Below are 17,968 nucleotides of genomic sequence, written 5' to 3'. Positions count from 1 at the left end.
AGGCACCGCGTGCTACAGAAAGGGGGCGCGGTGGCGGCGCCGGTCTGGCAGGGTGTGAGCGGGTGCGCAACGAGCGCGCCCTTCTCATGAGGGGGTTTCATGGAAGTCGCCGGACTCGTCGGCATTCTCATCATCGTCGGGATCGCGGTCGTCGCGGTCATCATCGTCGGCCTCATCCTGCTGCTGTTCGCACGCAGCTGGATCAAGGTCGCCCGTGCCGACGAGGCGCTGGTCATCTCGGGTCGCAAACAGAAGGTGCAGAGCACCGTGCTGGATGCCGACGGCTCCAGCCGCTCCGAACTCTCGGAGTCGCCGGTGACGGTCATCGTCAACGGCAAGTCGCTCGTGAACCCGATCACGCAGCGGCACGAGATCATCTCGCTGCGATCGCGGCAGGTGATGCTCAACGCCGAGGCGCAGTCGCTCGACAATGTCACGTTGAACGTCGACGGCGTGGCGATCGTGAAGATCGGCTCGGATCCCTTGTTCGTGCGGCGGGCCGCCGAGCGCTTCGCCTCGCAGGACGCCGCGATCGAGCAGTTCACGACCGAGCAGCTCGAGGGAGCACTCCGCGGCATCGTCGCGACGCTGTCGGTGGTCGAGCTCATGCGCGAGCGCAAGAAGTTCTCGGATCAGATCGCCGCCGACGTCTCGCACGAGCTGGCCGAGCAGGGTCTCATCCTCGACTCGTTCCAGATCAAGGGCATCACGGACTCCGTCGGCTACATCCAGTCACTGGGCTCACCGGAGATCCAGGCCAAGCGTCAGGCCGCCGAGATCGCCCAGACCAACGCCGACCGCGCGATCAACCAGAAGAACATCGCCAACGACGAAGCGAACCTCATCGAGCAGACCGCGCTCGACACCAACACCGCCAACGCGGCGGCAGGTGTCGGTCGCGCCCGCGCCGAGGCGGAGCAGGCCGAGCAGCTGGCGCGCGCGAAGGCCGAGCAGGCGGTGCTGCAGCAGCAGGCCGAGAACAAGCAGGCCCAGCTCGACGCCGACGTCAAGCGCGTCGCCGACGCGCAGCGCTACGAGGCGGAGACCCGCGCACAGGCCGACCTCTACACGCGCGAGCGCTCGGCCGAGGCCGCCGCGATCGAGCAGGTCAAGCAGGCCGAGGCGCGCACGCGCATCGCCGAGCAGCAGGCGGAGGCCGACAAGGCCCGCGCCGCCGGTGAAGCGGCGGCCGCCGAGGCGAAGGCCGCCGGTGAGGCCGGTGCGCTGCGCGCACGCGCCGACGCCGAGGCCGAGGCGCGTCGCCTCACCTCGCAGGCCGAGGCCGGGGCGATCCGTGCCGAGGGTGAAGCCCGTGCCGCGGCTGTCCAGGCCGAGGCGGAGGCCATCGCGTCGAACCAGGAGGCGTTCCTGTCGCAGCGCGTGCTCGAGGTGCTGCCGGCCATCATGACCGAGTTCGCCAAGGGCTACGCCGCGATCGGCAACGTCTCGATCATCGGCGGCTCCGGCGACGACGGCGCATCCAGTGTCATCGGCGGCGACAGCGCCAAGGCGATGCGATCCGTCTTCGACAGCGTCGAGGCGGCCACCGGCATCGACCTCGCCGCGCTCATCCAGGGCCAGACCTTCGGCCGCGGCGTGGGCGAGGGCCTCGCCGAGGCGACGAGCCGCGAGCAGGCCGCACCCACCCGCACGAAGCCCGCGGACGCCGGCGCCGAATGACCCTGGCCGGTGACCCCGGCCTGTGACCCCGAGGTCGGAGAATCGGCCCGATGTCGGAGGATTCCTCGCAGATCCTCCGACATCGGCGCGATTCTCCGACCTTGGCGGGCCGCGAAGCGGATAGCGTGACGCCCATGTCACCCGAACGCGTCTGGACGGTACTGCGCGGCGTGATGGCCGTGGTCATCCTCGCCGCCGTGGTGCGTCAGCTGGCCGCATCCATCGCATCCGCCCTGGAGTACGGCCGCGACCTCGGCGTCACCGTCGCGAACTTCTTCAGCTTCTTCACCATCCTCTCCAACGTGTCGTCGGCGATCGTGCTGACGTGGGCGGTCGTCTGGTTCCTCACGCGCGGGAGGGATGCCGGCGGCGAGCGCCGCCGCGAACCGCGCGCCCTCGCGATCGCCCTCGTGTCGGTGACGACCTACATGGTGATCACCGGCGTCGTCTACAACATCCTGCTGCGCGGCGTGGAGCTGCCGCAGGGGTCCGAACCGGTGCCGTGGTCCAACGAGGTGCTGCACGTGGTCGCTCCGCTGTTCCTGCTCGCCGATGCGTTCGTCGCAGTGCGGCGCCGCCCGCTCGCCTGGCGCGACACCCTGTGGGTGCTCGGGTTTCCGATCGCATGGGTGATCTACACGCTCGTGCGCGGTCCGCTCGTGACAAACCCGACGATCGGCCCGGGGTACTGGTATCCCTACCCGTTCCTCAACCCGAACAACCCCGGCCTCGTGCCGCCCGGATACGCGGGAGTCGCGGTGTACGTCGTCGGGATCGCCGCAGCGATCGTCGTGGTCGCCTACGGCGTCGTATGGGTGGGCCGGCGCCGCGCACGCGTGGATCGGCCGGTGCACGCGGATCGGTAGGGTGGAGGACATGTCGAAGGTCCTCCAGTCCCTGCCCGTCGGCGAGCGCGTCGGCATCGCCTTCTCCGGTGGTCTCGACACCTCCGTGGCCGTCGCGTGGATGCGCGACAAGGGCGCGATCCCCTACACCTACACCGGCGACCTCGGTCAGTACGACGAAGACGACATCGCGTCGATACCGGGCCGCGCCACCGAGTACGGCTCCGAGGCCTCGCGACTGCTCGACTGCAAGACGATGCTCGTCGAGGAGGGCTTCGTCGCGCTCGCGTGCGGGGCGTTCCACATCCGCTCGGGCGGACGCACCTACTTCAACACCACCCCTATCGGCCGCGCGGTGACCGGCACGATGCTCGTGCGGGCGATGAAGGAGGACGGCGTCGACATCTGGGGCGACGGCTCCACCTACAAGGGCAACGACATCGAGCGGTTCTACCGCTACGGTCTGCTCGCCAACCCCGCGCTGCGCATCTACAAGCCGTGGCTGGATGCCGACTTCGTCACCGAGCTCGGCGGCCGCCAGGAGATGAGCGAATGGCTCGTCGAGCACGGCTTCCCGTACCGCGACTCCGCCGAGAAGGCCTACTCCACCGACGCGAACATCTGGGGCGCCACCCACGAGGCGAAGACCCTCGAGCACCTGAACGTGTCGCTCGAGATCGTCGAGCCGATCATGGGCGTGAAGTTCTGGGATCCGTCGGTGCAGATCGACACCGAGGAGGTCACGATCGCTTTCGACGCGGGCCGCCCGGTCGCCATCAACGGCGTCGAGTACTCCGACCCGGTCGACCTCGTGCGGGAGGCGAACACCATCGGCGGCCGCCACGGCCTCGGCATGAGCGACCAGATCGAGAACCGCATCATCGAGGCGAAGTCGCGCGGCATCTACGAGGCGCCGGGTATGGCGCTGCTGTTCATCGCGTACGAGCGCCTGGTCAACGGCATCCTCAACGAAGACACCCTGGCGACCTATCACGAGCAGGGCCGTCGGCTCGGGCGTCTGATGTACGAAGGACGCTGGCTCGAGCCGCAGTCGTTCATGCTGCGCGAGTCGATCCAGAAGTGGGTCGGGTCGGCGATCACCGGCTCCGTCACCCTGCGTCTGCGCCGCGGCGAGGACTACACCATTCTCGACACGTCGTCTCCGATGCTCTCGTACGCCGCCGAGAAGCTGTCGATGGAGCGCGTCGGGGATGCCGCTTTCGGCCCGACCGATCGCATCGGCCAGCTCACCATGCGCAACCTCGACATCGCCGACTCGCGCTTCCGTCTCGAGCACTACGCCGCCGCCGGGTTCATCGGCGGCGCGACCGGAGAGCTGGTCGGCGAGCTGGAGAAGGGCGGCGCGCAGGAGATCACGGAGCACGCCGTCGACTACGACGCCGACCGCGAGGAGCTCGCCGAGGCCGTCGACGAGGCCAACGAGGCCGCGTCGTTCGATTTCGGCGCCGACTGACGCCCGCATCGTCCGACTGATCCGCCCCGCGACGTCGGACTGCTCCACCTGCGACGTCGGAGATTCGGCCCGATGTCGGAGGTTTTCGGCCGAATCCTCCGACATCCGCGTGATTCTCCGACATGCGTGCGGGTGTGATGCCCGCATGGGCCCGGGCCGGGGATGGCGCTCGGGCCAGGGGCGGCGCTCGGGTGGATGCCGCTCGCGCGGGTCAGCCGCCGGCGCCGGGGGGCGTCTGGGTCGACCCGCCGAGCTCGTCGACGATCAGGCCGGGCTCGTCGACGGTCCCGTTGCGATAGGCCTGCCGGCCGATGACGTGGGCCGACAGCGGAGACGTGGCCATCTGGATGAGCACGACCGGCAGCAGGAAGGCCACGACGGGCCACGAGCGCAGCGACAGCGCGACGGCGATGCAGATGAGGATGAGGCCCAGCACCTGCGGCTTGGTCGCCGCGTGGAGGCGGGAGGGCACATCCTTCAGCCGCAGCAGGCCGATCGCGGCCGTCAGGCACAGCCCGGCGCCGACGAGGATGAGCACGAGCGCGACGACGTCGATCCAGCCGTCGGCGGGGTAAGCCGATCCCACCGTCTCGGCGGCAACGGCGAAGGGCAGCGACGTCGTCATCGTTCCACGTTGTCCCTTCTCGCGACGAAGCGGGCGACCGAGATCGACCCGAACACCCCGACCGCGGCGATGATGAGCATGACCGGCAGCGAGCGCGTGTGGCCGTTGAGCGCCATCTCGGCGCCGAGCACGCACAGGATCTCGGTGAGCAGCACGTCGGATGCGACGACACGGTCGAGGATCGACGGGCCGACCACGATGCGCCACAGCGCCAGCAGCGCAGCGGCGGTGAAGACGGCGTAGATCGCGAACAGCAGGATGTCGGTCATCGTCCCTCCCGGTTCCGGGCCGGGCGGGCCGCCTCCGCGGCCGTGCGCTCGGCCTCGCGGATCTGCTCGACCTGGGCGCGCGATCCGACGGCGCGGACGATGCGCCGCTCCCACACCAGCACGTGCTCGCGCTGGTGCTCGACGTCGGCGAGGTTGTGCACGCCGAGCACGTGCAGATACATCACGCGTCTGTCGCGGTCGATGTCGATCACGAGCGATCCCGGGATGAGCGAGGCCGTGATCGCGGTGTGCGTCATGATGAGGTCGTCGGCCACGACCGAGGGCACGGCGATGATCGCCGACCGGGGCACCGGCCGAGGCGAGATCACCTGCCACGCCACGGTGAGCGAGCCGCGCACCAGGGCGGCGAGGAACGTGACGATGAAGATCGCGCCGTACCAGAGGTTGACCCGGCCCGACAGCTCGACAGCCGGCAGCCGGAAGACGCGCGTCACCAGCAGTGCCGCGACGAGGCCGGTGAGGAACGCCAGGAGCGTGAACTGCCCCCACAGCAGCATCCAGACTGCGACCAGCCACAGCAGGAACGGCAGCTGACGCCAGGCCCGCGCCAGGGCGCCACGGCGGGCCGTGCGTCGATCCACGGGTGTCGAGGTCATGACTCCGACTCCTGCTCGTCCTGCTCGAGCTGCACGAGCGTCATCGGCTCGAGGAGGGCCGATCCGATCCGCGTGCAGACGTCGTAGATGGGCCCGGCGAACACCGTCAGCGCGACGGTGATGGCCACCATGCCCGTCGTCGAGGCGGTCATGATGCGCGGGATGACGCGTCGCTCGGTCTGCACGGACGCCTCCGGGGCGGCATCCAGGTACGAGATGCGCGCTTCGGTCTCGGCCGAGTCGTCCTCTTCCCGCCAGAACGACAGGTTCCACGCCCGCATGAGGGCGTAGAGGGTGAGCAGGCTGGTGACGATGCCGCCGACCATCATCACCATCATGATCGGGGTCCCCACCTCGGCGGCGGCGTCGAAGAGCGCGAACTTGCCGATGAATCCGGAGAACGGCGGAAGGCCGCCGAGGTTGATGGCCGGGATGAAGTAGAGCGCCGCGATCAGGGGCGCGCCGCGCATGAGGCCCTTCACGCGCAGGATCGAGGTCGACCCCGCCTGCCGCTCGACGAGGCCGACGGCGAGGAACAGCGTGGTCTGCACCACGATGTGGTGGACCATGTAGTAGATCGTCGCGCCGATCGACAGCGGTGTCGCGATCGCGAGTCCGAACACCATGTATCCGATGTGGCTGACGAGCGTGAACGACAGGATGCGCTTCAGCTCGGCCTGGGCGAGGGCGCCGAGGATGCCGACGATCATCGTCGCCAGCGCCGCGATCAGCAGCAGCAGGTTGAGGTCGTTGTCGAGGAACAGCTGCGACTCGGTGCGGATCATCGCGTAGACGCCGACCTTGGTGAGGAGCCCGGCGAACACCGCCGTCACCGGGGCGGGAGCGGTCGGGTACGAGTCGGGGAGCCAGAACGACAGGGGGAAGACAGCGGCCTTGATCGCGAAGGCGAGGAGCAGGAGCAGGTGGAGCACCGTCTGCGTCTCCTGAGGCAGCTCCCCCATCCGCTCGGCGATCTGCACCATGTTCACGGTGCCGAGCGCGCCGTAGATCATCGCGATCGCGGAGAGGAAGAGGATGGAGGACACCAGCGACACGACGATGTAGACGACGCCGGTGCGGATGCGGGATTCCGTGCTGCCCAGCGTGATCAGCACGTACGAGGCCACCAGCAGGATCTCGAAGCTGACGTAGAGGTTGAACAGGTCACCTGCGATGAACGCGTTGAAGATGCCCGCGGCGAGGATCAGGTACGACGGGTGGAAGATCGACACCGGGGTGTCGTCGTCGCCGTCCGCCGCGCCCTGACCGACCGAGAAGAGCAGAACGGCCAGCAGCACGATGCTCGAGACGACGATGAGCAGCGCCGACAGCCGGTCGACGTAGAGCACGATCCCGAAGGGGATGGGCCAGCCGCCCACCGAGACCGCGAGCGGGTTGCCGCCGATGTCGACGACGACCAGCAGCACCGCCGCGATCGCACACACCACCGTGAGCGTGACGACCGAGACCCCCACCTGCACGCGGCGATGCTTTCCCGCGATGAGCGCGATCGCCGCGCCGAGCAGTGGCAGCGTGACCAGGAGCGGAACGAGGGCGATCATGCGCCGTCCTCGCTCTCGGATGCCCGCGAGGGGTCGGCGGGGCCGCGCCGCGGGCGATCGACGGGGGCGTCGTCGCGCACGCCCGGGAAGTCGCGGCTGTGCACGACGCGGATGGGTGAGGTCGCGGTGCCGATGAAGTCGGTCGTGGCGTCGTCGTCTTCGAGCTCGGTCTCGTCGTCCATGACCTCTTCGGCCTCGGCGTCGCGGGCCCGCACGGCGAGGTCGGCCTCGTCGTCCTGCACCGTGTCGGCCTGCCCGAGCTGCCAGGAGCGGTAGATGAGGGCGAGCAGGAAGGCCGAGATCGCGAACGTGATGACGATGGCCGTCAGCGTGAGGGCTTGCGGGAGGGGATCCGACATCTGGTCGGCCTCGCCCGCGCCGTAGAACGGGGCGATCCCGGGCTGGCCGATGACGATCAGCAGCAGGAGATTCGCCGCGTTGCCCAGCAGCAGGAAGCCGATGAGCACACGGGTGAGGCTGCGCTCGAGCATCGCGTAGACGCCACAGGCGAAGAGCACGGCCATGATGACGATGAGGACGAGCGAGACGGTCACCGGACGCTCACCGCCTCGCTGCGCTGGGCGGTGGCCTGCCGGTCGACCTCGGCGCCGAGGCTGCGGAGCACATCGAGCACGAGTCCGACGACGACGAGATAGACCCCCACGTCGAACAGTGTCGACGTGACGAACTCGACGTGACCGAGCAGTTCGGTCTCGGCCTCGATGAACCAGCGGGTGAGCGGCGGCGCGCTGAACACCAGGGGCAGGATGGCGCACCCGACCGCGATGGTCATGCCGATGCCCAGCAGGCGTCCGGCGTCGGTCGGAGCGGCGGCGCCGAGTTCGTACCGTCCTCCCGCGACGTATCGCATGACGAGGGCCATGCCCGCGACGAGCCCGCCGGCGAAGCCGCCGCCGGGCAGGTTGTGCCCCGCGAAGAGCAGGTACAGCGACACGATGATGATCGTGTGGAAGAGGATGCGGACGACGACCTCGAGCATCATCGAGCGGTTCTCCGCCCGCACGCGCGTGCCGCCGAGCAGCCAGGCCAGGCGGCGGCCCTCGGAGCTGTCGGTGCGGGGCTTCACGCCCTCGTCCGTCTCGATGAGGGGCTGACGCCGCGCGTCCAAGCGCGGCAGCGGCTCGGTGAACTCCGACAGCGTGTCGGAGCGGTGGGTGACGAAGACGAGCGAGGCGACACCTGTCGCCGCGAGAACGAGCACCGTGAGTTCGCCCATGGTGTCCCACCCGCGGATATCGACCAGCGCCACGTTGACGACGTTGCGACCGTGCCCGATGTCATAGGCGAGGTCGGGCCACTCGCGCGAGATCGGGTCGGCCACGCGCGACGCTGTCGCGACGATCGCGATCGCGGCCATCGTCACGCCCACCCCGGCGGCGAGCACAGCGCGCGCGATCGGCCGGACCGAGGCGTTGTGCTGCCCCAGACGCGAGGGGATGCGGCGCAGCACGAGCGCGAAGGCGACGAGGGTGACCGTCTCGACGAGGATCTGCGTGAGGGCGAGGTCGGGCGCACCGCTCGAGGCGAACAGGAGCGCCATGCCGAAGCCGGTGACCGATACGAGCGCGACGCCGGTGAAGCGTTTGCGGGCACGGACCGCGATCAGCCCCGCGATGATCATGATGGGCGCGACGAGCAGCTGCACGGGGGTCTGGAACGCGTCGAGCTCCGCCTGCCACTCCGATCCGGCGAACAGCGCCACCGCCTCACCGACCACCAGTACGACGAAGATGGTGCCGACGTAGATCGGGAGCGAGCCCCGCTGCGTGAGGCTCGTGACCTCCACCGAGAGCCGTGCCACGCCGCGGAGCGCGGCGTTGTAGACATCCGGCGCGCTGAACGGCAGCATCCGCGAACCCCAGGGTCGGCGCTTCGTGCTCCAGAACACCGGGGCGCCGAGGGCGAGCGTGCCGAGCGAGAGGAACAGCGCCGGCTCGAGCCCGTGCCACAGTTCGAGATGGTAGGTCTCCTCGGGGGCGGTGAGACCCGGGGCGGCCGCCGGCGCGGTGTCGGCGTAGGGGGCGAGCACGGCGTCGAGGAGGGGGGAGGCGAACCCCGCGACCACGGTGAGCACGGCCAGCACGACCGGCACGGCGACGAAGCCGATCGGCGGGCGGGGCCACTCGACGGGCGTGAGCGCGTCGCCCTCGGCGTCGCGCTTGGTCCAGAACGCTCCCCAGATGAAGCGGATGCCGTAGGCGACCGTGAACACCGAGCCGAGTGTGACGCCGGCCAGCGCGATGATCGCGAAGGGGGCGCCCTGCAGGGCATCGTTCAGCAGCGCAGTCAGCGCGGCCTCCTTGGCGACGAAGCCGAGGGTCGGGATGACGCCGGCCATCGAGGCGATCGTGACGATGCTGACCGTCGCGAGCACGGGCGTCTGACGTCCGAGTCCGCTGATCTCGCGGATGTCGCGGGTGGACAGCTGGTGGTCGATGATGCCGACGACCAGGAACAGCGCCGACTTGAACAGCGCGTGCGCGAGCAGCAGGGCGAGACCGGCGAGGATCGCGTCGCGCGTGCCGTATCCGAGGACGACGGTGAGGAAGCCGAGCTGACTGACGGTTCCGAAGGCGAGGATGCGCTTGAGGTCGGTCTCGCGGAGCGCCTGGAATCCGCCGAGGAGCATCGTGAAGACGCCGAGTCCGATGACGATCGGCTGCCAGACGGGTGAGAACGCGAACACGGGTGCGAAGCGGGCGATGAGATAGATGCCCGCCTTCACCATCGCCGCGGCGTGGAGATACGCGCTGACGGGCGTGGGGGCGGCCATCGCGCCCGGCAGCCAGAAGTGGAAGGGGAAGATCGCGGACTTCGACAGGGCGCCCACGAGGAGCATGACGACCGCGGCGTCGACGATCGGCCCCGTCGGGGCCTCGGAGAGGATGGTCGAGATGCTCGAGGTGCCGGCGTCGACCACGAGCAGCACGACGCCGATCAGCATCACCAGACCGCCCAGCGTGGTCACGAGCAGCGCCTGCAGGGCGGCGCGACGGCTGGACGCGCGCCGGTTGTAGTACCCGATCAGCAGGTACGACAGCACGCTCGTGACCTCCCACAGCATCACGAGCACCACGAGATCGTCCGTGAGGACGAGCCCGTACATCGCCCCGGCGAAGGCGAGGAACACGGCGCTGAACTGCCCGAGCCCGGAACCGCCGTCGGCGAAGTACCACCGGCAGTAGACCAGCACGAGAGCACCGATGCCGGTGACGACGAGGGTCATCAGCCACGACAGCGTGTCCATGCGCATCGACAGGTCGACGCCGAGCGGCGGGATCCACGCGACGGATTCGAACGGGATCTCTCCCGACATGACCGGCACTGTCTGCGCGGCGGCCTGCACGAACGCGGCGGTCGGGAGCAGCGCGGCGATGAGGAACGCGCGCGCCCCGAGGCGGTGTACCAGCCACGGCATCACCAGCGGGACGACGGCGAACGCGGCAAGGAGGACCAGCATGGCGGCCTCCTCGAAAGTCGTCAGCCGGGAACGGTGATCACCGTCGGCTCGGGCGATAGGGGGTCTGTACGTCCACTCTACCGGGAGGGGAGGCGCGCGTGGCCTCGTCGAGCTGCCGACGTCGCGCGCCCGTCGACCAGCTCAATCCCGGAACGCCGCCGGCTCGGCCGTAGTATTCCCGACGCGGAATTCGCACGTGAACGTGATCGTCGGCGGCGATGCGTCCTCGAGCATCGCGGCGACCGCGCGACCGGCGGCACGGCCCTTCTCCAGCGCAGGCTGCACGAGTGTCGTGAGCTCATGGGGTGCGAGACCGTCCACGGCGACGCCGTCGAACCCCGTCACGCTGACGTCGAAGGGCACCCGGAGCCCCAGGTCTTCGGCCGCCCGTACCGCCCCGGCGGCGAGCAGGTCGCTCTGAGCGATGATGGCCGTGGGGCGGCGATCGATGGGTACGTTCAGGATGTCGCGGGCGGCATGGAAGCCCTCGTCCATCGAGCTGGCCCCCGCGGCGTACACCGACGCGTCGGGGAACACATCCCGCGCGCCGGCGAGGCGGTCGCGCGTGACGTCGACCTCGACCGGCTCGTCGGCGGCCACCCATCCGCGCGGACGCTGAGACCGCGTGGGAAGCGAGAGCACCACGACGCGGCGGTGACCGAGCGAGCGCAGGTGACTGGCGGCCTGGCGCTGCGCGTCGCGGTTGTCGAGCATGATGCGCGGCACGCTCTCGCCCGCGTCGCCCTCGATCACGACCACGGGGAGGCCGCGGGCGGTCACGGTCGCAAGCGATTCGCGCAGCATCCCGCTGCAGCCGATCAGCACGGCGGCATCGATCGGCGCCGTCGTCAGCGACGGGCCGGCGCCGGAGGGATCGTGGTCGCGGAGCAGCAGCAGGCCCGCGCCGAGGGGCGCGACCTCGTCGGTGAGCCCATCCATCATGAGGGTCTTCACCGGGTCGAGGAAGGCAGTGCCGAGGTGCTCCTCGAACACCACCGCGACGATGCCGCTGCGCCCGCGCCGCAGGGAGGCCGCGCGGGGGTCGGGTCCGGCGTAGCCGAGGCGGGCTGCGGCGGAGCGCACCTTCGCCCGCGTCGCCTCGGTGACCGGGGTCTTGCCACTGAAGACGACGGAAGCGGTCGACGGCGAGACGCCCGCCTCGCGGGCGACGTCGGCGATCGTGGCTCTGCGCGCGCTCATCCTGCGTCGATCGTAGCGCTCGGCCTCTCCCGTCTCGAATCGTTTCGATGCGAATCGTTTCACCGGTACCATGAACGTCATGGATCTGCCCCTGACCCGCGCGCAGTACGTGCGCTGGCGCACCGCCGTCTTCGCGATCTTCCTCGCGAGCGGACTGAGCATCGCGACGTGGGCGTCGCGCGTCCCGGACATCAAGATCGCGCTCGGGATCGAGAACAGCCAGATCGGTCTGCTGCTGCTCGGAATGGGCGTCGCATCGATCGTCGGGCTGTCCCTGGCATCCGTGATCATCGCCCGCTTCGGCACCCGTCGCGGCATGTTCGGCGCGATGCTCGTCTTCGCCGCCGGCGTCGTCTTCATCGGCCTCGGCACCGACGTCTGGGGATCCTTCCCCGTGGTCATCATCGGGCTCGCACTCTTCGGCTTCGGCAACGGCGCCGTCGACGTCATGATGAACGTCGAGGGAGCCGCGATCGAGACCCAGTCCGGCAAGACGATCCTGCCGCTGTTCCACGCGTTCTTCTCCTTCGGCACCGTGATCGGCGCGGGACTCGGGGCGCTGGCCGCGGGCCTCGACGTGACCGTCGCCGTGCATGCCGCCGTGATCGCGGCGATCGTGGTCGTCATCGCTGCAGCATCGTTCGCCAACGTGCCGCGGCGCGAGGTCGCGGGCGATCCCGCCGTCGACGACCGGCCCGGCTGGCGGGCGCGGCTCGCCCTGTCCCTGTCGGCGTGGCGCGAGCCGCGCACCTACGCACTGGGCGTGATCATGCTCGGGATGTCGTTCGCCGAGGGCGGCGCGAACGACTGGCTGGCCCTCGGCGTCAGCGAGGAGCACGGCGGCGGCGCCACGCTCGGGGCCGCCGCGCTGGCGGTCTTCTCCGTCTCCATGACCGTCGTGCGCGTGTTTGGCGGCCCGCTTGTGGATCGCTTCGGCCGGGTGGCGACCCTGCGCGTGCTCTCGGCGACGGCCGCCGTCGGCATTCTGCTGTTCATCCTCGCCCCGAGCCTGCCCCTCGTCTTCGTCGGCGCGGCGCTGTGGGGTCTGGGCGCCTCGCTCGGGTTCCCGCTCGGGATGTCCGCCGCCGCCGACGACCCCGCCAAGGCCGCGGCCCGCGTGAGTGCGGCGGCGACGATCGGCTACGTGGCGTTCCTCGCCGGTCCGCCGGCGCTCGGATTCATCAGCGACCACATCGGACTGCTGAACACGCTGTTCATCCTGGTCGCGCTCGTGGTCGCCTCGGGTCTCGCGTCCGGTGCCGCCCGTCCCATCGCCGGCGCCACCGTCGGAGCAGGCCACCCGCATGAGGGTGCGGGTCGGGTTTAGGCTCGTCGGGTGCGTCTTGTCATCGCCCGCTGCTCGGTCGACTACACCGGGCGCCTCACCGCCCACCTGCCCCTCGCGACGCGCCTGCTCGTCCACAAGGGCGACGGCAGCCTCCTGGTGCACTCCGACGGCGGCTCGTACAAGCCGCTCAACTGGATGAGCCCCCCGTGCCGTCTCGAGGTCGAGGAGCCCGACGAGGAGTCCGCGCGCGCCGGCGTTCTCGAGCACTGGCGGGTCACGCACGCCAAGAGCGGTGACGCCCTGCTCGTGCGGATCTACGAGGTGCTGCACGACACCTCGCACGAGCTCGGTCTCGACCCGGGCCTGCAGAAGGACGGCGTCGAGGCGGATCTGCAGCGCCTCCTCGCCGAGCAGGTCGACGTGATCGGTGACGACCTGACGCTCGTGCGCCGCGAATTCCCTACCGCGATCGGCCCCGTCGACCTGCTGCTGCGCGACCCCGCAGGCGGCACGATCGCCGTCGAGGTGAAGCGGCGCGGCGACATCGACGGCGTCGAGCAGCTCACGCGATACCTCGAGCTCCTCGGACGCGATCCGCACCTCGCCCCCGTCACCGGCGTGTTCGCCGCGCAGGAGATCAAGCCGCAGGCGAAGGTGCTCGCGACCGACCGCGGCATCCGCTGCGTCACCCTCGACTACGAGGGCATGAAGGGCATCGAGTCGGGCGCACCGCGGCTGTTCTGAGCGGTCCCGCGCGCCGGCTGCCGACGCGAGGCCGCTTCCCGGCCCCGTAGTCTGGGAGCATGGCGACACGCTCCCCCTGGACCTGCATCCTCTGGGATGTCGACGGCACCATCGTGGATGCGTCCGACGGCATCCTGCGTCGCCTCACCGTGGCCCTCGAGCACTTCGGCAAGCCCAAGCCGACCCGCGCCGAGCTGGTGCACTGGATCGGCCCTCCCATGTACGAGTCGTTCCAGACGAACGTCGGCATGAGCCCCGAGCAGGCCACCGAGGCCGTCGCGTTCTACCGCACGCTCGGCAAGGCCGACGGATACACGACCGGCGCGAAGCTCTTCCCGGGGGTCGGTGAGCTGATCCAGGAGGCGCACGCGTGCGGCATCCCGCAGGCGACCGCCAGCTCCAAGCCCGAGAACCAGGTCGCGGCACTCATGGACCACTTCGATCTGGCCCCGTGCTTCACCGCCACGGTCGGGTCCACCCCCGACGAGAAGACGCTCGCCACGAAGGCCGACATCGTCGCCGAGGCGCTGCGGCGGCTCGCGGCGGCCGGTGTCGACACGTCGCGACCGGTGCTCGTCGGCGACCGGCACCACGACGTCGAGGGCGGGGCGGCGCACGACGTGCCCGTGATCTTCGTCGGCTGGGGCTTCAGCTGGCCGCACGAGGCTGAGGGTGCCCAGGCCGCCGTCGACGACGTGGCTCAGCTGCGCGACCTGCTGCTCCTCACCGACGCCGATGGATGACGTCGCAGGCACGGTGATCGGCTGGGTCATCCCGGCTGTTGTGGTCTTCGGCGTCGCGGCGCTGGCGGTCGCCGTGCTGGTGTGGGGAGTGCGCCGCGCACGCCGCTCGCCCGCCGCGCGGAAGCGCGCGGAGGCGGAGCGCCTCGAAGCGGGCGCGGTTCTGGTGCGCCTGGACGACGCGATCGCCGAGCTCGAGCTCGAGGTGGGACTGTCGGGCGCGCTCTACGGCGGTGACGCCCCGGCCTCGCTGCGACGCGCGCGCCTGACGGCGCAGCACACCCGCGACGCGGGTTTCGACCTGTACCGCACGATCTCCCTGCCGGCCGCGACGCCGGTTGAGGTGCGCCGTGGCGCCGCGCGCATCCGCGAGCAGGCCGACAAGGCCGCCACGGCCATCCGCCACGCCCGTTCCGACCACGTCGAGTGGATGGGTCGCCACGTCACCGCGGGCTCTCAGCTGGCCGCCACGCGGCGACGCCTCGACGATCTGCGCGCCTCGATGGGCGACCCCGCCCCGCTCCTGGATCAGCTCGCGGCGAGCTTCGCCGAGGATGAATGGCGCACCGCGTCGGATGCCGCGACCAACGCCGTCACCGAAGCCGCCGAAGCGCAGGTGCGACTCGATGCGGCGGCCGCGGCCGCCGAGGACCCGTCGCGCAACGCCCTGGCCGACATCGCAGCGGCGGAACGCGCGTTGCGCCAGGCCGAGGCCGACGCCCGCGCCTTCGAAGAGTCGTATCGCCTCATCACGCAGGCCTCGCAGGCCCTCTCGGGCGAGTTCGAGGCCACGCGCACGGCGATGCGGCAGGCGGTGCTGTCGCGAGGATCGCTGCCCCCCGACGACGCCGATCGCCTGGCCGATGAGGTGAGGGCGATCGAGGCGGACCTGAACGCCCTCGAACGGGATGCCGCCCGTCGCCCGACGTGGACGATCGACCGTATCGCCCGGCTGCGCGATCGACTCGACCTCGCGCTGGGCGATGCCCGCACGGCGCAGCAGCGACTCCGTGGCGCGCGCACGGCCCTGCCCGGAACCCTCGCGGCCGCCCGCAACGCGGTGGCGATGGCCGAGGCGGTCGCCACGCACACCCACGGCAGCGCGGACGCGCGATCGCGACTCCGCTCCGCGCAGCGCGAGCTCGCCAACGCCCGCGCATCCGCCGACCCGGTCGCCGCGCTCGACGCCGCGCGCCGCGCCATGCGCGAGGCCGAGGACGCGAAGGCCCTCGCCGACTACGACCGCCTGCACGGCCACTGATCCGAAGGCCTGATCCGCAGCCACGCGCGCCGCATCCCGCTCGATAGGGTGAGGGCCATGAGTGAGGCCTCGACGAAAACGTCCCGCCCCGTCTTCGCCGTCATCCGGCGCATGCCCGCCACTCTCACCTTCATCGGCGTGATCCTCATCGTCGGCGTGGTGTGGGGCGGACTGTGGTCTCCGTTCGAAGAGAACGACCTGTTCGATGCGGTCGCCTACGGCCTGCCGGCGTTCGCCGAGGGACGATGGTGGACGGTCGTGACGGGCACGTTCTTCGTCAACCAGCCGTGGGTCTACATCTTCACGATCTCGAGCTTCGCCGGCATGGCCTACCTGGAGTACCGCCGCGGATCACGCGTCGCACTCCTCTACTACGCCATCGGGCAGGCCTTCGCGGTGCTCGCGACCGCGCTCGTGCTGTGGCTGGCCGCGATGGCTCCGTGGGAATGGGCGCAGACGCAGGCCGCCGCGCTCGATGTCGGCGCCTCGGGCGGCACGATGGCCTGCATCGCCGCGGCCGTCGGTCTCTTCGTCTCTCCCTGGCGAGTGCGCGCGTGGCTGCTGCTGATCGCGCTGTCCTTCCTCGCGCTGCTCTTCTGGGGCCAGATCGCCGATGTCGAGCATCTGCTCGCCGTGCTGCTCGTGCTGTTCGTCGATCGGTCCCTCACCGTCCAGCGCTCCAGCGTGCGGGAGCAGCGGTTCCTGGCGTTCTTCGGCATGGTCGTCATCGGCGCCGTGCAGGTGGTCGTGCTCCTCGTTCCGACCGACGGGATGTTCGGTCCCACCGAGCCGGCATCCGGCGGCTACCTCGATGCGGCGATCGACGTCGTGATCATCCTCCTGGTCGCCAACGGCATGCGCCGCGGCCGGCGATGGGCGTGGGTGGTGAGCATCGTGCTGGCGTCGCTGAACGTGCTCACCGGCGCCCTGGTCCTCGCCGTCATCATCGTCGCCAGCGAAGCGCAGCTCGAGGCCGTCATCGACGCCGAGACCGAACTCGCGATGACGAGCGCCGTCATGTGGCTGCTGATGCTCGTCTACATCCTGTGGGTGCGTCGCGCGTTCGCGGTTCGCCGGCGCACCGGCCTCGGCACGGCGACCCCACCCACCGTGGCCGAGGTGAAGGACGTGATCCGCACCGACGGCGGCGGCACACTGTCGTGGATGACGACGTGGTCCGACATGTCGTACGCGACGATCGCCGGCGGTGTCGTCGGATTCCAGAACCGCCGCGGTGTCGCCATCGCGCTCGGCGATCCCCTCGGTCCGGAAGCCGGTCGCCCCGATGTGGTGCGGGGCTTCATCGACGCGGCCGAACGCGCGGCGCTCACACCGTGCTTCTTCAGCGCGGGAGAGGCGACGCGCGCCGCGATCCCCGCCGGGTGGCGCTCCCTCGTTGTCGCCGACGACACGATCGTCGATCTTCCTGGTCTGGAGTTCAAGGGCAAGGCGTGGAACTCGGTGCGGTCCTCCCTGAACCGCGCGGGTCGCGAGGAGATGACCTTTCGGATGTCGCGGTACGGCGACGAGGCGTGGGGGGTGCAGCAGCAGATCCGCGCGATCTCGGAGATGTGGGTGGGCGACAAGGGCCTTCCCGAGATGGGCTTCACGCTCGGAACCCTCACCGAGGCCCGGGATCCCGAGGTGCGGCTGGCGCTCGCGCTGTCGCCGAAGGGAGATGTCGACGGGTTCCTGTCCTGGTTGCCGGTGTACGGCCCGGACGGTGTGGTGCGCGGGTGGACCCTCGATCTCATGCGCCGCCGCGAGGGCGGCTTCGGGCCGGTGATGGAGTTCCTGATCGGCTCGTCCGCCAAGCACTTCGCTGAGGAGGGGGCGCAGATCCTGTCGCTGTCGGGAGCACCGCTCGCGCACGAGAATCCCGCCGACGCGGGCCTCATCGCCGACCTCACCGACCGGCTCGCCGAGACGCTGGAGCCGGTCTACGGCTTCCGGTCACTGCACCGCTTCAAGCAGAAGTTCAATCCGCGGTACGAGACCATGTATCTGCTTTACCGCGACGAAGGGGATCTGCCGGCCATCGCCGCCGGGCTCACGAAGGCCTTCCTGCCCGACGCGACGCTGCGTCAGTTCGCCGGCGCGGGCCTGGAGCTCGTGCGCGGCGAGCGCGACTGAAGCCCGGTCCGAGGATACGGACCGGGCTCCGCCGCGAATCCGCGGACGG

Annotated in this window: 15 protein-coding genes; 8 read left to right on the top strand and 7 right to left on the bottom strand. The window is 70.3% G+C overall.

All coding sequences use genetic code 11. The features are described from left to right. Window positions 1–99: 99 nt before the first annotated feature. From IM777_RS00215 to argG, 3 genes are all read left to right on the top strand, one after another. Window positions 100–1,680: an SPFH domain-containing protein gene (locus IM777_RS00215; protein WP_194384151.1), complete on the top strand. Its 1,581-nt coding sequence runs from the start codon at window positions 100–102 to the stop codon at window positions 1,678–1,680. Window positions 1,681–1,814: 134 nt separating this feature from the next. Next, window positions 1,815–2,546 (top strand): Pr6Pr family membrane protein, encoded by a 732-nt coding sequence (locus IM777_RS00210; protein ID WP_228480876.1) that lies wholly within the window; start codon window positions 1,815–1,817, stop codon window positions 2,544–2,546. Window positions 2,547–2,556: 10 nt separating this feature from the next. Continuing rightward, entirely contained in the window at window positions 2,557–3,999 is a 1,443-nt protein-coding gene (gene argG / locus IM777_RS00205; RefSeq protein WP_194384150.1) for an argininosuccinate synthase, read from the top strand. 211 nt (window positions 4,000–4,210) lie between these two features. On the opposite strand, the gene mnhG is transcribed toward argG, so the two are convergent. The 7 genes from mnhG to IM777_RS00170 all read right to left on the bottom strand — a co-directional run bounded on the left by mnhG (window position 4,211) and on the right by IM777_RS00170 (window position 11,753). Continuing rightward, complete coding sequence (gene mnhG / locus IM777_RS00200; RefSeq protein ID WP_083336458.1) at window positions 4,211–4,624, bottom strand: monovalent cation/H(+) antiporter subunit G; 414 nt, start codon at window positions 4,622–4,624, stop codon at window positions 4,211–4,213. Continuing rightward, window positions 4,621–4,893, bottom strand: coding sequence for an MrpF/PhaF family protein (locus IM777_RS00195; RefSeq protein WP_071044245.1), 273 nt, complete (start codon window positions 4,891–4,893; stop codon window positions 4,621–4,623). The genes mnhG and IM777_RS00195 overlap by 4 nt, the downstream gene beginning before the upstream one ends. Further along, window positions 4,890–5,510 carry a Na+/H+ antiporter subunit E gene (locus IM777_RS00190; protein ID WP_194384149.1) on the bottom strand — a complete coding sequence of 207 codons (621 nt, stop codon included), beginning with the start codon at window positions 5,508–5,510 and terminating at the stop codon, window positions 4,890–4,892. The genes IM777_RS00195 and IM777_RS00190 overlap by 4 nt, the downstream gene beginning before the upstream one ends. Then, a complete protein-coding gene (locus IM777_RS00185; RefSeq protein WP_071044243.1) occupies window positions 5,507–7,072 on the bottom strand; it encodes a Na+/H+ antiporter subunit D in 1,566 nt (521 codons plus the stop codon). Before IM777_RS00185 ends, IM777_RS00190 begins: the two co-directional genes overlap by 4 nt. Beyond that, the gene (locus IM777_RS00180) at window positions 7,069–7,626 is read right to left on the bottom strand and encodes a Na(+)/H(+) antiporter subunit C (RefSeq protein WP_194384148.1); all 558 of its coding nucleotides are present in this window, start codon (window positions 7,624–7,626) and stop codon (window positions 7,069–7,071) included. Before IM777_RS00180 ends, IM777_RS00185 begins: the two co-directional genes overlap by 4 nt. Next, window positions 7,623–10,553 (bottom strand): Na+/H+ antiporter subunit A, encoded by a 2,931-nt coding sequence (locus tag IM777_RS00175; protein WP_194384147.1) that lies wholly within the window; start codon window positions 10,551–10,553, stop codon window positions 7,623–7,625. Before IM777_RS00175 ends, IM777_RS00180 begins: the two co-directional genes overlap by 4 nt. A 141-nt stretch (window positions 10,554–10,694) precedes the next feature. Next, a complete protein-coding gene (locus IM777_RS00170; RefSeq protein ID WP_194384146.1) occupies window positions 10,695–11,753 on the bottom strand; it encodes a substrate-binding domain-containing protein in 1,059 nt (352 codons plus the stop codon). 79 nt (window positions 11,754–11,832) lie between these two features. On the opposite strand from IM777_RS00170, the gene IM777_RS00165 reads away from it, so the two are divergent. Genes IM777_RS00165 through IM777_RS00145 form a run of 5 tightly spaced genes read left to right on the top strand, consistent with a single transcriptional unit; the run spans window position 11,833 to window position 17,919 of the window. Next, window positions 11,833–13,080 (top strand): MFS transporter, encoded by a 1,248-nt coding sequence (locus IM777_RS00165; protein ID WP_194384145.1) that lies wholly within the window; start codon window positions 11,833–11,835, stop codon window positions 13,078–13,080. Between the two features lie 9 nt (window positions 13,081–13,089). Then, entirely contained in the window at window positions 13,090–13,785 is a 696-nt protein-coding gene (nucS, locus tag IM777_RS00160; RefSeq protein ID WP_071044240.1) for an endonuclease NucS, read from the top strand. Between the two features lie 59 nt (window positions 13,786–13,844). After that, complete coding sequence (locus IM777_RS00155) at window positions 13,845–14,528, top strand: HAD hydrolase-like protein (protein WP_071044239.1); 684 nt, start codon at window positions 13,845–13,847, stop codon at window positions 14,526–14,528. Beyond that, complete coding sequence (locus tag IM777_RS17375; RefSeq protein WP_071044238.1) at window positions 14,521–15,786, top strand: hypothetical protein; 1,266 nt, start codon at window positions 14,521–14,523, stop codon at window positions 15,784–15,786. Before IM777_RS00155 ends, IM777_RS17375 begins: the two co-directional genes overlap by 8 nt. A 57-nt stretch (window positions 15,787–15,843) precedes the next feature. After that, window positions 15,844–17,919: a bifunctional lysylphosphatidylglycerol flippase/synthetase MprF gene (locus IM777_RS00145; RefSeq protein WP_071044237.1), complete on the top strand. Its 2,076-nt coding sequence runs from the start codon at window positions 15,844–15,846 to the stop codon at window positions 17,917–17,919. The last annotated feature ends 49 nt before the right edge of the window (window positions 17,920–17,968 follow it).

The organism is Microbacterium luteum (assembly GCF_015277875.1).
GTDB classification, from domain to species: domain Bacteria; phylum Actinomycetota; class Actinomycetes; order Actinomycetales; family Microbacteriaceae; genus Microbacterium; species Microbacterium luteum.
Note: the sequence above shows the minus strand (reverse complement) of the source record. Positions and strands in the feature narration are given on the sequence as shown.

Bases quoted from the DNA above. Each gene is read 5' to 3' on its own strand.
- IM777_RS17375 (WP_071044238.1), top strand. From the start codon at position 14,521: ATGGATGACGTCGCAGGCACGGTGATCGGCTGGGTCATCCCGGCTGTT.
- IM777_RS00210 (WP_228480876.1), top strand. From the start codon at position 1,815: ATGTCACCCGAACGCGTCTGGACGGTACTGCGCGGCGTGATGGCCGTG.
- mnhG (WP_083336458.1), bottom strand. From the start codon at position 4,624: ATGACGACGTCGCTGCCCTTCGCCGTTGCCGCCGAGACGGTGGGATCG.
- IM777_RS00190 (WP_194384149.1), bottom strand. From the start codon at position 5,510: ATGACCTCGACACCCGTGGATCGACGCACGGCCCGCCGTGGCGCCCTG.
- IM777_RS00165 (WP_194384145.1), top strand. From the start codon at position 11,833: ATGGATCTGCCCCTGACCCGCGCGCAGTACGTGCGCTGGCGCACCGCC.
- argG (WP_194384150.1), top strand. From the start codon at position 2,557: ATGTCGAAGGTCCTCCAGTCCCTGCCCGTCGGCGAGCGCGTCGGCATC.
- IM777_RS00215 (WP_194384151.1), top strand. From the start codon at position 100: ATGGAAGTCGCCGGACTCGTCGGCATTCTCATCATCGTCGGGATCGCG.
- IM777_RS00155 (WP_071044239.1), top strand. From the start codon at position 13,845: ATGGCGACACGCTCCCCCTGGACCTGCATCCTCTGGGATGTCGACGGC.
- IM777_RS00170 (WP_194384146.1), bottom strand. From the start codon at position 11,753: ATGAGCGCGCGCAGAGCCACGATCGCCGACGTCGCCCGCGAGGCGGGC.
- IM777_RS00185 (WP_071044243.1), bottom strand. From the start codon at position 7,072: ATGATCGCCCTCGTTCCGCTCCTGGTCACGCTGCCACTGCTCGGCGCG.
- IM777_RS00145 (WP_071044237.1), top strand. From the start codon at position 15,844: ATGAGTGAGGCCTCGACGAAAACGTCCCGCCCCGTCTTCGCCGTCATC.
- IM777_RS00175 (WP_194384147.1), bottom strand. From the start codon at position 10,553: ATGCTGGTCCTCCTTGCCGCGTTCGCCGTCGTCCCGCTGGTGATGCCG.
- IM777_RS00195 (WP_071044245.1), bottom strand. From the start codon at position 4,893: ATGACCGACATCCTGCTGTTCGCGATCTACGCCGTCTTCACCGCCGCT.